The following is a 15,356-nucleotide window of genomic DNA, read 5'->3' as shown; positions in this document are numbered from 1 at the left end:
GAAATCCAGCCCATCGAAAGGTCAACACGTGACGGACAGAGAGAACGAACCGGAGGGCGGAAGCGGGGCGACGAGCCCCATCGACCTGCCCCCGGAGTCGCAGCGTGCCCGCCCCGCCGGCACCGACCGGGTGGTCTTCGGCGTCACGGCACTGCTCACCCTGGCCTTCATCGCCTGGGGTGCCACGTCCACCAAGTCGCTCGAGAAGGCGTCGGGCACGATGCTCGACTGGCTCATCGAGAACGGCGGATGGGCCTTCGTCCTGGCCGCCTCCGGATTCGTGGTCTTCGCGATCTGGCTGGCGATCAGCAAGTACGGGCGGATCACCCTCGGCAAGGAGGGCGAGGAGCCGGAGTTCCGCACGGTCTCCTGGATCGCCATGATGTTCAGCGCCGGCATGGGCATCGGCCTGATGTTCTACGGCGTCAGCGAGCCGCTGGGGCACTTCACCACGCACCCGCCGGGCACCCACCCCAGGGACGCGGCGCAGGCCATGGACACGGCGATGGCCACCACGCTGTTCCACTGGACGCTGCACCCGTGGGCCATCTACGCGGTGGTCGGGCTGGGCATCGCCTACAGCACCTTCCGGCGGGGCCGCAGACAGACCATAAGCGCCGTCTTCACCCCGCTCATCGGGGCCCGGCGGGCCAACGGCACGGGCGGCCGGGTCATCGACATCCTCGCGATCTTCGCGACGCTGTTCGGCTCGGCCGCCTCGCTGGGTCTGGGGGCGCTGCAGATCGGCAGCGGCATCAAGGTGCTCGGCTGGAAGGAGAGCGTCAGCACGACCCTGCTGGTCGTCATCATCACCGTGCTGACGATCGCGTTCATCCTCTCCGCGGTCTCCGGCATCGCCAAGGGCATCCAGTGGCTGTCCAACATCAACATGGTGCTGGCGCTGATCCTGGCCGTCTTCGTGTTCGTCGCGGGACCGACCATCCTCATCCTGAACATGCTGCCCACCGGTGTGGCCACGTTCTTCGACGAACTGCCGCAGATGGCCGGCCGTACGGGCGCCAGCAGCGGTGAGGGCGTCGGCGACTGGCTGCGCAGCTGGACGGTCTTCTACTGGGCGTGGTGGATCTCCTGGACGCCCTTCGTGGGCATGTTCATCGCACGCATCAGCCGCGGCCGGACGATCCGCCAGTTCGTCGGCGGCGTCATCCTGGTGCCCAGCGTCGTCAGCCTCATCTGGTTCGCGATCTTCGGGCAGTCGGCGATGTTCCTGAAGGAGCACAAGCAGCTGTCGGACGCCTCCAGCGTCGAGGCGCAGCTCTTCGACGTGCTGCACCAGTACCCGGTCGCCACCCTCATGAGCGTTCTTGTCATGATCCTGGTCGGCATCTTCTTCGTGTCCGGCGCTGACGCCGCGTCCATCGTCATGGGCACGCTGTCGCAGAAGGGCACGATGGAGCCGACCCGGCCCGTCGTCATCTTCTGGGGCGTGGTCACCGGCGCGGTCGCCGCGATCATGCTGCTCATCGGCGGCGGCAGCGGCGATGCCCTCACGGGTCTGCAGAACCTCACGATCCTGGTCGCCGCGCCGTTCGTGCTGGTCATGATCATGATGTGCTGGGCGCTGCTGAAGGACCTGCGGAGCGACCCGCTGATCGTCCGCGGGCAGATCGGCGAGGAGGTCATCGAGGCGGCGGTGGTCGCCGGGCACGAGAAGTACGAGGGCGACTTCGAGATCCGGATCGGCCCCGCCACGGGCGGGTCCGAGCAGTCGGCGCAGGTCGTCACCGACTCGGACGGGCCCGCACCGGCGGGCACGGGGAAGGACTGAGCCACCGGCCCGCCACGGGCACGGGGCCGCCACCGGCCCGCCACCGGCGTCGTCCGCGCGGGGGACGCCGCCTGCGGGGCCGGTGCGATCGGTGTCATCGGAGCGGAGGGCCGTGGGGCCCTCCGCTCCGGCGTTTCCGGGCAGGGTGGTGCCCGGGCCGCGTGTCGGGCGCCTCGGGCCGCCGCGGGGCCCCGCCGGCCCGGTCAGCTGGTCAACGACCCTCAGGCCGCCGTGTCCAGCAGGCGTGCCACCTCGTCCGCGCATCCCCACGCCACCGTGACGCCCGCGCCGCCGTGCCCGTAGTTGTGCACGACCAGCCCGCCGCCCGGCAGCCGCTCGGCCTCCAGGCGCACCGACGAGCGGGCCGGGCGCAGCCCCACCCGGTGCGCCAGCACCCGCGCTTCGGCCAGCGCCGGCTGGATACGGGCGCAGCGCGCCACGATCGCCTCGGCGACCGCCGGGTCGGGCTCGGTGGACCACGCGCCCTCGACCGCCGTGCCGCCCAGCACGACGCCGTACGGCTGCGGCAGCACGTACGTCGTGGTGTCCGCGTGCCCGTCGGCGTTCACGAACCACTCCTCGATGCCGGGGTTCTCCACGACGACGAGCTGCCCCTGCACGGGACGCAGCTCCGGGTCGGGCACCAGCTCCCGGGCGCCCAGGCCGGAGCAGTTCACCACCGCGCCGGCCTCGTGCGCGAGGGCCTCCAGAGAACCGGCCGGGCGCCGCTCCACGGTGCCGCCGGCCGCGGCCAGCCGCCGCTCCAGGTACTGAAGGTGCGCGTCCATCGCCACCAGAGGGGTGCGGGCCCGCAGGCCCTCGGGTATGCCGGCGGGCAGCTCTTCGGGGCGCGCGGCGCGCAGCCCCGGTACGGCGTCCCGCCAGCGGTCCGGCACCGAGGCCGTCGCCATCGTGCCCGTCGCCATCCGTACGCCCGTGCCGTCCGTCCCGGCCAGCGCGCTCAGCGCCTCGTAGCCGCGCACCGACCACTCGACGGCCGCCGCCTCCGGGAGGATGCGGTACGGCCAGCACAGCCCGCCCGCCACCGAGGACGTCGTCCCCGCCGCCTCGTCGCGGCTCAGCACCCGTACCCGGCGGCCCTCCTCGGCCAGCCGGACGGCGCAGGTCAGCCCGGTGACCCCGGCTCCGATCACGATCACATCGTTCGTCATGCGAGGACCGTATCGGGAGTCCCGCCGACGTTTTGTGATCTTGGGTTAACCCTCCGGCAGCGACCTGGACAAAGCGGGTACTTAGGCTGGTAGCAGCACACCGTCGGCCGAGGAAGTCCACGGAGACCGCCCGTACTCGTACGCAGCGCAGTCCGTCCGCACCGTACGCAGCCGACCCGAGGAGGCCCATGCCCCGCGCCGTACCCGCCTGGCTCGCCCATCCCTTCCGCTGGCAGCGGCTGCCCGTGCCGTGGGCGGCGGTGGTCAGAGGGGCGCTGTCCGCCGGCCCGCTGCTGGGCGCGGGCATCGCCACGGGGCACCCGGCGGCGGGCGTGCTCGCGGGCCTGGGCTCGATGCTCGCGGGCGTCAACGACCGGCCCGGCACCCGGCGCAAGGGCATCGTGCACATCGGGCTGCCCGCGCTGGCCGTGGCCCTGGGCATGTTCGCCGGCGCGTCGCTGTCCGGCGTCGGCTGGTGGCTGGTGCTCGCGCTCTTCGGCATCGGGTTCGTCTCCGGCGCGGGCAGCGTCGCGGGGCCGGTCCGCTCCACCGCCGGCATGCAGATGCTGGCCGCCGCCATCCTCGGCGCCGGCATGCCGCTGCCGCAGCTGGAGCCGTGGCAGAAGAGCGTGCTCACGCTGGTCGGCGCGGGCTGGCTGCTCCTGCTGCGGCTGGTGCTGCGCTCGCCCCGGCCGTCGGGCGGGCCGCTCAGCGGCGAGCGCGCGGCCGTCGCCACCGTCTTCGACGCGCTGGCCGACGCGCTCACGGCGGTCGGCACGCCGGGCGCCGAACCGGCCAGGCGCCGGCTGACGACGGCCCTGGACCGGGCCGACGAGGCCATGCGGCTGCGCCGGCTGCTGCGCCGCAGGCCGCGTACGGGCGAACGCCGGCTCATCGAACGCTTCGCGGCCGCCACCACGCTCTGCGAGGCCAGCGTCGCGCTGCTGTGGGAGGCACAGCCGCTGCCCGCGCGCATTGCCGACGGGCCGCGCGCCCTCGCCACCGCCCTGCGCACCGGGCGGCCGCCCGGCCGGCTGCCGGCGCCCGAGACCTCCACGCCCGCGCGCCGCGCCTTCGACCGGGCGCTGCTGGACGCTGCGGTGGTCTTCGCCCGGACCCAGCCGCCGGCCGGTACGGCGGTGCCCGGAGCGACGGACGAACGGCTCCTCCGCGGACTGCGCCCGGCCCTCGGGGGGCCCGGCACATCTGGGGGCGGCGAGGCGGATGCGCCCGGCCCCGAGGGCGGTGAGCCGGATGGACGCGCCGTGCCTGAAGGCGGTGCGCGTGCAGTGTCCGGAGGCGGTGAGGCGGACGGCGCTCGGCGCCCCGTGCCTGGAGGCGCCGCGCGTGCCGTGCTTGGAGAGGGCGAGGCGGGCAGTGGTGTCCGTGCGGTACCCGGGGGCGGCGACGCGGACGGCGGCGGGCGCGCAATGTCCGGAGGCGGTGCGCGCGCCATGCTCGGAGGCAGCGACGACCGGGTGCCCTTCGGGTCGCGCGCGGCCTTCGATACGGGGCGCTGGGCGTCCCTCGTACGCGGTGTCGCGGGCGTGTTCGCCTGGCGCCGCGGGCCGGGTCGCCGCGTCTTCGGGCCGGCCGGACGCGACTACGGCCTGCGGGTCGGCCTCTGCATCGCGGCCTGCACCGCCATGGCGCTCCTGCTCCACCCCGAGCACTGGTACTGGCTGCCCGCCACCGCCACCTTCCTCGTCAAGCCCGACCTCGGGCCGCTGTTCTCCCGTACGGTGAACCGCTTCGCCGGCACCGCCTGCGGCGTGCTGGTCTTCGCCGCCGCCGGGTTCGTGCTGCCCGGCGCGTGGTGGCCGGTGGTGATGGTGACGGCGGGCGGCGCCCTGCTGCCGTTCGCCACCCGGCACTTCGCCCTGCAGACCGTCGCCATCACGCTGATGGTCCTGTCGTTCGTGCACGTCAGCGGCGCCCCGGAGGCGGCGCCCGAGCGGATCGTCGACACCTCGATCGCCTGCCTCATCGTGCTGGTCGTCGGCCACCTGCCGCGGCTGGCCGACCCGCGGCGCCGGGTCGGGCCACGCGTGGGCGCCGCACTGCGCTGCACGGAGGCGTACCTGCGGCAGGTGCTCGCCGCCCGGCCCGGTACGGACACGGGGGAGCGGCTGGCGCTCCGGCGGGCCGCCTACCAGGCGCTGGGGGAGGCCCGGACCGCCGCCGAGACCGCCGCGGCCGAGCTGCTGGCGCACCGGAGCGGCGCGCCCGACTGGCCGACCGTCGTGAAGGCCGCCGAGCGCATCGTGGACGCGACCACGGCGGCGGCCGTCCGGCTGGACCAGGGGGCGCAGCGGCCCAGCGAGGAGGAGGCCCGGCGGCTGTGCGCGGTGCTGGCCGACATGGCGGCCGCGCTGGACGCACCGCGCCGGCACCGCCCCCGGCTGCTGCCGCCGCCGGCGCTGGAGTCGGCGCCGGACTGCGCGACGCTCAGCGATGTCGCGGCCGAACTGGAACGGATGCGGGGGTACGCGGGGGCGGTCTGAGCCTCACGGTGGGACGTGTCCGAGTGGCGCGGGCGCGTGCCCGCACCCGGTACGTGCGGGGCGTGCCCTTACCGGGTGCGGTACGCGCGGCCTACCGGGTGCGGTACGCGTGCCCTTACCGGGTGCGGTACGCGCCGCCGTTCACGTGCAGCACCTGGCCCGTGATGTGCCGCGCCGCCGGTGAGGCGAGGAAGGCCACCGTGCCCGCCACGTCCTCGGGCGAACCGGCCCGGCCGACGGCGGTCTCGGCCACCAGCTCAGCGCGCCGCTCGCCCGTGAGCCGGTCCCGGAAGAACTCGGTGTCGGCGATGTAGCCGGGCGCCACGACGTTGGTGGTGATCCCGCGTGCCCCCAGCTCGTCGGCCAGGCTGATGTTCCAGGTCGCAAGGCCAGCCTTGGCCGCGCCGTACGCGCCGGGGCCGCGGGCGCCGGCGATGGACCCGATGTGCACCACCGCGCCGCCCTCCGTGAGCCGTTCCTCCAGGGCCTTGGTGGTCAGCGCGGCGCTGACCAGGTTCGCGTCGAGGTTGGCGCGGAAGGCGTGCGCGTACGCGGCCAGGTCCGACGCGGCCCCGGTGTCGAAATCGGTGTTGCCGCCCGCGTTGTTGACCAGTACGTCGACGGTGCCGGGCAGTTCGGTGAGCAGCCGGGTGAGCGCTTCGGGGTCGGTGTGGTCGCAGACCACGGGACGGGCGCCGAGGGCGTCCGCCGCCTCCTTGAGCGGGCCGCCGCGGCGGCCCGTGATGACGACGGTGTCGCCCTGCTCGGCGAAGTGCCGGGCGATCGCGCGGCCGATGCCGGTGCCGCCGCCGGTCACCAGGACGTTGCGTGGCATAAGCTGGCTCCTCGCATTCATGTAGATCTAAATTTAGAGCTAAACATATCAGTCGGGAGGAGCACCGTGGCAAGCGAAGCGAAGGGGGAGGCCGGGGACGGCCGGCCGGAGGGCAGGGTGCCGTCCGACCCGGTACGCGACATCGCCGCGGCCTGGGAGCGCGAGCGCCCGGGCACGCCCGTCGCCTCCATCGGGATCGTCACGAGCATCTGGCAGCTGGCCAAGCTCTTCGGCGACGACCGGCGCCGGACCCTCGCCCGGGCCGGCGTGGACACCGCCACCCTGGACCTGCTCAGCGTCCTGCGGCGGAGCGGCCCGCCCTACACGCTCAGCACCCGCGAGATCGGCCGCCGCTGCATGGTCACCGCGGGCGCCGTCTCGCAACGCGTGGCCCGCGCGGAACGGGAGGACCTGGTCGTCCGGCGGCCCGCGCAGGGGCGGCCGCGCACCGTGGAGGTCACGCTGACCGCCACCGGGCACGAGGTCGTCGAGGCCACCGTGGACCAGGTGCTGCACCGGGAAGCCGAGCTCCTCGACGGCCTCGACGCCGACAAGCAGGAGCAGCTGACCGAGCTGCTCCGCGGTCTCCTGAGAGACGTCCAGCACCGTCTCGGCGACGACCGGCTGACGCACGTGGGACAGGAGTGAGGTACGCCGGGCAGGAGGAACGAGGCCGACGCCGCGCCTGCCTACGGAGGCGGCACGCCACGCTGCCTACGGGGCGACACAAGGCGCTGCCTACGGGGGCGGCGCAGGGCGCTGCCCCCGGGGCCGGGGAGCCGCAGCCCCCGTATGCCCAGGGCCGGACATACGAGTAGGCGAGCGGCCGGAGCGTACGTAGGCTCCGACCGCCCGCCGTCATTCGTGCGGCGGCGCCGCGCCGCCTCTCGGGTCGGCGCGGCGCCGCCTACTGGTTCAGCGTCCGCCGCCGTCCTTGCCCAGCAGGCCCGCGCGGCGGAGTGCGTCGGCCATCGCACCGTTCGCGGGGGCCGCGTCCCGGCCGCCGCGTCCGCCACGGCCGTTGCCGCCGCCCTGCCGCTGCCGCGGGGCGGCACCGCGCCGGTCGCCGCCGCGCCGCTCCCCGCCGCGCTCCTGCCGCCCGCCGCGGCCGCCCGAGCCGCCCTGGCCGCCGGCGCCGTGCTCGTCGTCCAGCCGGAGCGTCAGCGAGATGCGCTTGCGCGGGACGTCGACGTCCAGCACCTTCACGCGCACGATGTCGCCCGGCTTGACCACGTCACGCGGGTCCTTCACGAACGTCTTCGACATCGCCGAGACGTGCACGAGCCCGTCCTGGTGCACGCCGACGTCCACGAAGGCGCCGAACGCGGCGACGTTCGTGACGACGCCCTCCAGGAGCATGCCGGGCTGCAGGTCGCCGATCTTCTCGACGCCCTCCTTGAAGGTGGCCGTCTTGAACTCCGGCCGCGGGTCGCGCCCCGGCTTCTCCAGCTCGCTCAGGATGTCCGTCACGGTCGGCAGGCCGAACGAGTCGTCCACGAAGTCGGCCGGCTTCAGCGAGCGCAGCACCGCGGTGTTGCCGATGAGCGACGGCACGTCGCTGCCTGCAGCAGTGACGATCCGCCGCACCACCGGGTACGACTCGGGGTGCACGCTGGAGGCGTCCAGCGGGTCGTCGCCGCCGCGGATCCGGAGGAAGCCCGCGCACTGCTCGTACGCCTTCGGGCCGAGCCGCGCCACGTCCTTGAGCGCCTTGCGGGTGCGGAACGGGCCGTTGGCGTCGCGGTGCGCCACGATGTTCTCCGCCAGGCCCGAGCCGATGCCGGAGACCCGGGAGAGCAGCGGCGCAGAGGCGGTGTTCACGTCCACGCCGACGCCGTTCACGCAGTCCTCGACCACCGCGTCCAGGGAGCGCGAGAGCTTCACCTCGGACAGGTCGTGCTGGTACTGACCGACGCCGATCGACTTGGGGTCGATCTTGACCAGTTCGGCCAGCGGGTCCTGGAGGCGGCGCGCGATCGAGACCGCGCCGCGCAGCGACACGTCCAGGTCCGGCAGCTCCTGGGAGGCGAAGGCGGAGGCGGAGTACACCGAGGCGCCCGCCTCGGAGACCATCACCTTCGTCAGCTTCAGGTCCGGCTGCGCGGCGATCAGGTCGGCGGCCAGCTTGTCGGTCTCGCGCGAGGCCGTACCGTTGCCGATCGCGATGAGCTCCACGTTGTGCTCGCGCGCGAGCTTCGCCAACGTGGCCAGCGCGGCGTCCCACTTCTGCTGCGGCACGTGCGGGTAGATCGTGTCCGTGGCCGCCACCTTGCCGGTCGCGTCCACCACGGCCACCTTCACGCCCGTACGGAAGCCGGGGTCCAGGCCCATCGTGGCGCGGGTGCCGGCCGGCGCGGCCAGCAGCAGGTCGCGGAGGTTGGCGGCGAAGACCCGCACCGCCTCGTCCTCGGCGGCCTGGCGCAGCCGCAGCCGCAGGTCGATGCCGAGGTGCACCAGGACGCGGGTGCGCCACGCCCAGCGCACGGTGTCCAGCAGCCAGCCGTCGGCCGGGCGGCCGCGGTCGGCGATCCCGAACTTGTTGGCGATGGACTGCTCGTACGACGTCCGGCCCTCGGAGGGCTCGGTCTCCGGCTCCAGGGAGAGGTCGAGGATCTCCTCCTTCTCGCCGCGCAGGAGCGCCAGTACGCGGTGCGAGGGCAGTTCCGTGAACGGCTCGGCGAAGTCGAAGTAGTCGGCGAACTTCGCGCCCGCCTCCTCCTTGCCCTCCCGGACCTTGGAGGCGACCTGGCCGCGGGTCCACATCCGCTCGCGCAGCTCGCCGATGAGGTCGGCGTCCTCGCTGAACCGCTCGGTGAGGATGGCCCGCGCGCCCTCCAGGGCCGCCGCCGGGTCGGCCACGCCCTTCTCCGGGGCCACGAACGCGGCGGCGGCCGCCTGCGGCTCCACGGACGGGTCGGCCAGCAGGCCGTCGGCGAGCGGCTCCAGACCGGCCTCACGGGCGATCTGTGCCTTCGTCCGCCGCTTGGGCTTGAACGGCAGGTAGATGTCCTCCAGGCGGGCCTTGGACTCGGCGCCGCGAATCTGCGCCTCCAGCGCCGCGTCCAGCTTGCCCTGGGACCGTACGGACTCCAGGACCGCCGTCCGGCGCTCCTCCAGCTCCCGCAGGTAGCGCAGCCGCTCCTCCAACGCGCGCAGCTGCGCGTCGTCGAGCATCTCGGTCGCTTCCTTGCGGTACCGGGCGATGAACGGCACTGTCGAGCCGCCGTCGAGCAGTTCGACCGCGGCCTTCACCTGCCGCTCCTTGACGCCGAGCTCCTCGGCGATCCTGCTCTCGATGGACCCCAGGGGCCCGGGTGCCCCCGGGGACTGGATGGGCCCGGTGGACTCGGTGGTTGCCGTCACGATGCTCCCGACCTGCCTTCTCGCGCTGTGCTTGAGCCTGCATTGTGCAGGGTCGCGGTACGGCCTGTCGCGTGACCCGGGCCGGAGCGCACAGGTGTGACAAGAGGCACGGCCCCGGGGCGGACCATCGTGCACACGGCCGCGCCCGCCCCTGAGGGACCGTCTTCGCCCGCCCCGGAGAGCCGGGTTCAGCTCCCCGTGAGGGGCCGCCTTCGCCGGCCCTGAGGAGCCGCGTTGCGCTCGCCCCGAGGAGCCGGGCTCAGCCCGCCCCGAGGAGCCGGGCTCAGCCCGCCCAGAAGAGCCGAGCTGTGCCCGCTCCCGGGAGCCGCGGGCTCAGCCCTTGCCGAACAGGTCGGCGGGGAAAGCGCCGTTGCCGATCGCGGTGTTGGTGAACGTCGTGGCCAGCTCGGTCAGCCGGGCCACGCCCTCGGCGCCCAGGTGCTCGTACGGGGCCGCGTCCAGCCGGTCCGTGGCGTCCTCCAGGTCGGCGCGGAGCTTCGTACCGGCCTCGGTCAGGCCGTATTCGGCGTCCAGGATGCCGCGGTCGCGCAGCCCGTCGCGCGCGGCCTGCCACTCCTCGGCCGACCAGCCGCGGGTCGCCAGGATCCACTTGGTGCTCATCCCGCGGCCGCTGGCGGTGTGCGAGGCGAGTGCCTCCAGCGGGCCCAGGCCGGCGTCGGCGAGCGCGATGAGGTGCCCGTCGCCGCGGTGCTCGCGCAGCAGGGTCGCGGCGTGCCAGTACGCCAGGTGCGGCGCCTCGGGCACCGGGAGGTCGGCGTGCGCGGCGTACAGCGGCCGGGCGTGCCGTACGCAGCCCTCGGCGGCGCGCAGCGCGAGCCGGGCCGCCTCGGCCATCTCGTCGGACTCCACCAGCGCGTCGCCCAGCAGCCGGCGCAGCGTGCTGTCGGCGGCGCGCAGCCGCGCGTCGAGCACCTGCCGCGGCGTGACGGCCGACCAGGCGTCCGGGATGTGCCGGGCGATCAGCTCGTACTTGAAGTTGTAGAACGTCGCGGCGATGACGCCGGGGCCCACCGGGCCCATGGCGGCCGCCCGGCCGAGGAAGTAGGCGACGCTGCGGTCCTCGATGCCGAGCCCGGCCATTTCGGCGGGGAAGTCCGGCGAGAAGTACACCGTGGAGTGCAGCGGGTTGATGACGTTGTGACAGTGCCGTCCGGCGCGGTCGGGCAGCGCGGAGCGGTCCTGCGGGGAAGCCGTGGTGGTCATGGCAGCACGTTACCGACCCGTCGGTATGCCTGGTAGGCCGGGAGGGCGGACAATCGTACGACCGCCGGGCGGCCGCCATGGCAGGAAAGGTGGGAAAAGCGTCATTGCCGCCGTGCTCCGCCGCGCCCACGATGGGGCCATGCCACCGCACGACGTACTGGTCGTCCTCTTCGACGGCGTCCAGAGCCTGGACGTCACCGGCCCGATGGAGGTCTTCACCGGCGCCGCCCACTGCGTCCCCGGCGCCTACCGGGTGCGCACTGCCACGCTCGACGGCGCCCCCGTACGCGCCTCCAGCGGCCTGCGGATCGCGCCCGACGTCGCACTGACGGACGCGGCGCCGCCGGACACCCTCCTCGTGCCCGGCGGGCAGGGCACCCGCGACCCCGACCCTCGGCTCGTCGACCGGCTGCGTACGTATGCGCCGCGGGCGCGCCGCAAGGTGTCGGTCTGCACGGGCGCGTTCCTGCTGGCCGCCGCCCGGCTGCTGGACGGCCGCCGGGCCACCACCCACTGGGCGATGTGCGACACGCTGGCCGACCGCTTCCCCGCCGTCGAGGTCGACCCCGAGCCGATCTTCATCAGGGACGGCGACCTGGCGACCTCCGCAGGCGTCACCGCAGGCATCGACCTCGCGCTGGCCCTCGTGGAGGAGGACCTCGGCCGGGACGTGGCGCTGACCGTCGCCCGGCACCTCGTCGTCTTCCTGCGCCGCCCCGGCAACCAGACGCAGTTCAGCGCCCAGCTCGCCGCACAGACCGCGGAGCGCCCTTCGCTGCGCGAGGTGCAGCACTGGATCACCGAGCACCCGGCCGCCGACCTGTCCGTCGAGGCGCTCGCGGCCCGTTCCGGGCTCTCGCCTCGCCACTTCGCGCGCGCCTTCCGTGACGAAGTCGGCATGACGCCAGGTCGCTATGTCGACAGAGTCCGGCTGGAGGCGGCGCGCCGGCTCCTGGAGGACACCACCGACGCCGTCGAACGCGTCGCCCGCCGCTGCGGCTACGGCACCCCCGAAGCGATGCGCCGGGCCTTCCTGCGTGCCCTCGGCACCGGCCCGGCCGAGTACCGGCGCCGGTACCGGCCGCACCACTGCCCGCCGGCGCCCCGGCCGGCGCACTCCCACTGACCTGCGCTCCGGCCACAGCTCCGGCCGCCGGTGCCCCGCCCGGCGGCTGCCGGCCTCCCGCTGTCGGCTTCCCGCTGCTGGTCGCCGCGGCCCTGCGGGTGACCATTGCCGACCGCCGACCGCCGACCGCCGACCGCTGGCCCTCGACCGCGGACCGCCGACCCCCGGCCGCCGACCGCTGGCCCTCGACCGCGGACCGCCGACCCCCGGCCGCCGACCGCGACCGCCGACCGTCAACCGCCGATGGCTGTAGATGGCCGCCGACCGTCGGTGACGGCCGCCGACCGCCAACGACCCGCTCCCGAGCCAACGACCCACTGCCGAAAGGAACCCCGTCATGCAGATCGCGATCCTGCTCTACGACCGTTTCACCGCGCTGGACGCCGTCGGTCCGTACGACACGCTGGGCCGGTTGCCCGGTTCGGAGACCGTCTTCGTCGCCGAGCGCACCGGACCCGTACGCAACGACAGCGGCGGCCTCGCGCTGGTCGCCGACGCGGCCCTGGAAGAGGTCACCGCGCCCGACATCCTGGTCGTGCCCGGCGGCCCCGGGCAGAGCGACCTGATGGCCGACGGGCCGCTCCACGAGTGGCTGCGCACGGTCGACGCCGCGACCACCTGGACGACCTCCGTGTGCACCGGCTCGCTGCTGCTGGCCGCCGCCGGACTGCTGGCGGGCCGCCGCGCCACGTCGCACTGGCTGGCGCTGGACCAGCTGAAGGAGTACGGCGCCGAGCCCACGGGGGAGCGGGTCGTCATCGACGGCAAGTACGTCACGGCGGCCGGCGTCTCGTCCGGCATCGACATGGGTCTGACGCTGCTGGGCCGGCTCCATGGCGATGAACTCGCGCAGACGGTGCAGCTGGCCGTCGAGTACGACCCGCAGCCGCCGTACGACAGCGGCTCACCGGAGAAGGCGCCGGCCGCGGTGGTCGCGGCCCTGCGCGACCGCAGCCGGTTCGTCCTGAAGGGCATGTCCTGACGGACCCGGCAGGGCCGGTGGGCACGGCTCGCCGGACGGATGCCGTTCGGCGAGCCGCGGCCGGACCGAGGCAGCCCGGTGCCGGCCACGGTGCGGCCGCGGCCGGATCCACGCGGCCTGCGGGCGGCCCGCGGGCCGTTGTCAGTGGTGCCGTCTACGGTGCTGCCATGACTCGGATGTCGTTCGACCGGCACTGCGGCGAAATCGTCGCGCAGACCGACCTGTTGCGTGCTCACATCAAGGGAGCCGACCTGGCGGCCCCGGTGCCCTCCTGCCCGGGTTGGACCGTCAACCAGCTGCTGCGGCACCTCGGCGGTGCCCAGCGCTGGGCCGCGGAGACCGTGCGGACGAGGGCCGACGGGCCGGTGGACGACGCCTTCTTCCGCGACCTCTCCGGTTACGCCGGCGAGACCCCGGAGGAGCTGGACGGCTGGCTCGCCGAGGGCGCCGGGCAGCTCGCGGACGCGCTGCGCGAGGCCGGGCCCGACGCGGCGCTGTGGACGCCGGTGCCGGGGCAGCGGTCCGCGTTCTACGCCCGCCGCTTCGCGCACGAGACGGCAATACACCGGGCCGACGCGGCGCTCGCCCTCGGCGTGCCGTACGAGCTCGACGAGGAGGTGGCGCTGGACGCGGCCGACGAGTGGCTGTGGCTCGGTTCGCTGCCGATGATGTTCGACTACCACCCCGAGATGCGCGAGCTCCTCGGGCCCGGCCGCACGCTGCACTTCCACGCCACGGACACCGCGCCGGAGGCGGCGGCCGAGTGGGTGGTCGACCTGACCGGCGACGCCATCAGCTGGCGCCGGGCGCACGAGAAGGCGGCGGTCGCCGTGCGCGGACCGCTCACCGAGCTGCTGCTGACGATCTACCGGCGGCGTTCGCCGCACGACGGCACGGTTGAGGTCATCGGCGATGCCGAGCTGCTGGACTTCTGGCTGGAGCGCGTCGCCTTCGGGTGACGGAGAGGGGGAGGGTGAAGGTGAGGCGGGGCGCCGGCCTTCATGCGGCCAGGACCGCCGGGCCGGGAAGAGCGGGCGTCGGCCTCGCGGGGCGTCGGCCTCGTGCGGCCCGGACCGCCGGGCCGGGAAGAGCGGGAGCGAGTCCCGCGCCCCGCGGGGGCCGGCCCCGTGACTCGTACTGCGGCTCACACCGTCCACTCGAAGCGCGGCGCGCGGCGCTCCAGGAAGGCCGCGACGCCCTCCGCGGTGTCGCCGCTGCCGCGCGCCTGCTCCTCCCAGTACGCGCTCCGCTCCGCGTCCGCAGGGCCGTCAGCGAACTCCTTCGCCGCCGCCTGGGTGAGCTGCGACCGGCTCGCCAGCACCGCAGAGAAGTCCGCGACCCGCTTGTCCAGTTCGCCTTCCGGCAGCACCTCGTCCACCAGCCCGGACCGCAGGGCCCGAGCGCAGTCGATCAACTCGCCGGAGAAGAGCAGGTACTTGGCGGTCGCCGGGCCCACGAGGCGGACCAGGCGCTGTGTGGAGGCCGCCGGATAGACGATGCCGAGCTTCGCCGGCGTGATGCCGAAGAGCGCGCCCTCCTCGGCGAACCGCAGGTCGCAGGCGGCGGCCAGCTGGCTGCCGCCGCCCACGCAGTAGCCGCGTACGGCGGCCAGCGACGGCTTGGGGAAGGCGGCGAGGGCCTCTTCGGCGGCCAGCGCGAGCCCGCGGTTCTCGTCGCCCGACTCCCGCAGCGACCCGATGTCGGCGCCCGCGCAGAAGGTGTTGCCCTCGCCGGTCAGGACCAGCACCCGTACGGACGGGTCAGCGGCCAGCCGCTCCACCAGCTCGGGGACCGCGCGCCACATGTCGGCCGTCATGGCGTTGCGCTTGGCGGGGTTGCTGATCGTGACGGTCGCGGTGCCGCCGCTGACACGCGTGCTGAGCCCAGGCTTCATGCTGCGGATCGTAAGGCCGCACGACCGCCCCCGTCCCGCCCCGCCCGACGTGATCACCACCACGCCGGGACCCCCGCTCCTCGCCGCGAACGCCACCGTTCGACCCGGTGTCGCTCGCGGCGGCCGAGCGCCAAGGCCCGTCGGCCCGCGGACAGCCGACGAGCACCGGACGCCGGCCCCGGAGCCCCGCCCGCGCGGCCGCCGCCCCCAGCACCCGCCCACGCGACCACGCACCCGCGCCCCGCAGCCCACCACCGAGACCCGACTCGCCCCCACTTCCCACTGCCGCCCGCAGGGGCCCGTCCTCCTCTGCCCGGCCGCCTGCCGAGAACCGTCCCCGCTGCCCGTGGCCCACCACCGAGGCCGGAGCCGCCCCCGCTCCCCGTGTCGCCCGCCGGGGCCCGTCCTCCTCCGCCCGGCCGCCTGTCGGGGCCCGCTCCCTCCGCCCGGCCGTCTGCCGAGAGCTG

11 protein-coding genes are annotated in these 15,356 nt (G+C 74.6%); 6 read left to right on the top strand and 5 right to left on the bottom strand.

Annotation, left to right across the window (positions count from 1 at the left end):
- The first annotated feature begins 28 nt into the window (after positions 1-28).
- A complete protein-coding gene (locus C3486_RS24845) occupies positions 29-1,789 on the top strand; it encodes a BCCT family transporter (protein WP_181138681.1) in 1,761 nt (586 codons plus the stop codon).
- 221 nt (positions 1,790-2,010) lie between these two features.
- Here C3486_RS24845 and C3486_RS24840 read toward each other — a convergent pair whose 3' ends face one another.
- On the bottom strand, positions 2,011-2,961 hold the full coding sequence (locus tag C3486_RS24840) for an FAD-dependent oxidoreductase (RefSeq protein WP_103834983.1): 951 nt from the start codon (positions 2,959-2,961) through the stop codon (positions 2,011-2,013).
- A 188-nt stretch (positions 2,962-3,149) separates the two neighbouring features.
- Here C3486_RS24840 and C3486_RS38210 point away from each other — a divergent pair, with 188 nt between their 5' ends.
- Positions 3,150-5,465 carry an FUSC family protein gene (locus tag C3486_RS38210; RefSeq protein WP_258052977.1) on the top strand — a complete coding sequence of 772 codons (2,316 nt, stop codon included), beginning with the start codon at positions 3,150-3,152 and terminating at the stop codon, positions 5,463-5,465.
- 115 nt (positions 5,466-5,580) lie between these two features.
- Here C3486_RS38210 and C3486_RS24825 read toward each other — a convergent pair whose 3' ends face one another.
- Positions 5,581-6,300 (bottom strand): SDR family NAD(P)-dependent oxidoreductase, encoded by a 720-nt coding sequence (locus C3486_RS24825; protein ID WP_103834982.1) that lies wholly within the window; start codon positions 6,298-6,300, stop codon positions 5,581-5,583.
- A 66-nt stretch (positions 6,301-6,366) separates the two neighbouring features.
- On the opposite strand from C3486_RS24825, the gene C3486_RS24820 reads away from it, so the two are divergent.
- Positions 6,367-6,948, top strand: coding sequence for a MarR family winged helix-turn-helix transcriptional regulator (locus tag C3486_RS24820; protein ID WP_103834981.1), 582 nt, complete (start codon positions 6,367-6,369; stop codon positions 6,946-6,948).
- Between the two features lie 267 nt (positions 6,949-7,215).
- Here C3486_RS24820 and C3486_RS24815 read toward each other — a convergent pair whose 3' ends face one another.
- Together C3486_RS24815 and C3486_RS24810 are read right to left on the bottom strand one after the other, a co-directional pair.
- Positions 7,216-9,633: a Tex family protein gene (locus C3486_RS24815; protein WP_103835007.1), complete on the bottom strand. Its 2,418-nt coding sequence runs from the start codon at positions 9,631-9,633 to the stop codon at positions 7,216-7,218.
- 363 nt (positions 9,634-9,996) lie between these two features.
- On the bottom strand, positions 9,997-10,887 hold the full coding sequence (locus tag C3486_RS24810) for a hypothetical protein (RefSeq protein ID WP_103834980.1): 891 nt from the start codon (positions 10,885-10,887) through the stop codon (positions 9,997-9,999).
- Between the two features lie 139 nt (positions 10,888-11,026).
- Here C3486_RS24810 and C3486_RS24805 point away from each other — a divergent pair, with 139 nt between their 5' ends.
- The 3 genes from C3486_RS24805 to C3486_RS24790 all read left to right on the top strand — a co-directional run bounded on the left by C3486_RS24805 (position 11,027) and on the right by C3486_RS24790 (position 13,954).
- Entirely contained in the window at positions 11,027-12,013 is a 987-nt protein-coding gene (locus C3486_RS24805; RefSeq protein WP_103834979.1) for a GlxA family transcriptional regulator, read from the top strand.
- A gap of 337 nt (positions 12,014-12,350) precedes the next feature.
- Entirely contained in the window at positions 12,351-12,995 is a 645-nt protein-coding gene (locus tag C3486_RS24795; RefSeq protein WP_103834978.1) for a DJ-1/PfpI family protein, read from the top strand.
- Positions 12,996-13,162: 167 nt separating this feature from the next.
- Positions 13,163-13,954 (top strand): maleylpyruvate isomerase family mycothiol-dependent enzyme, encoded by a 792-nt coding sequence (locus tag C3486_RS24790; protein ID WP_103834977.1) that lies wholly within the window; start codon positions 13,163-13,165, stop codon positions 13,952-13,954.
- A gap of 185 nt (positions 13,955-14,139) precedes the next feature.
- Here C3486_RS24790 and C3486_RS24785 read toward each other — a convergent pair whose 3' ends face one another.
- Complete coding sequence (locus C3486_RS24785; protein WP_103834976.1) at positions 14,140-14,889, bottom strand: enoyl-CoA hydratase/isomerase family protein; 750 nt, start codon at positions 14,887-14,889, stop codon at positions 14,140-14,142.
- Positions 14,890-15,356: the final 467 nt, after the last annotated feature.

Source organism: Streptomyces sp. Ru73 (assembly GCF_002920575.1).
In the GTDB taxonomy this organism is placed as follows: domain Bacteria; phylum Actinomycetota; class Actinomycetes; order Streptomycetales; family Streptomycetaceae; genus Streptomyces.
Note: the sequence above shows the minus strand (reverse complement) of the source record. Positions and strands in the feature narration are given on the sequence as shown.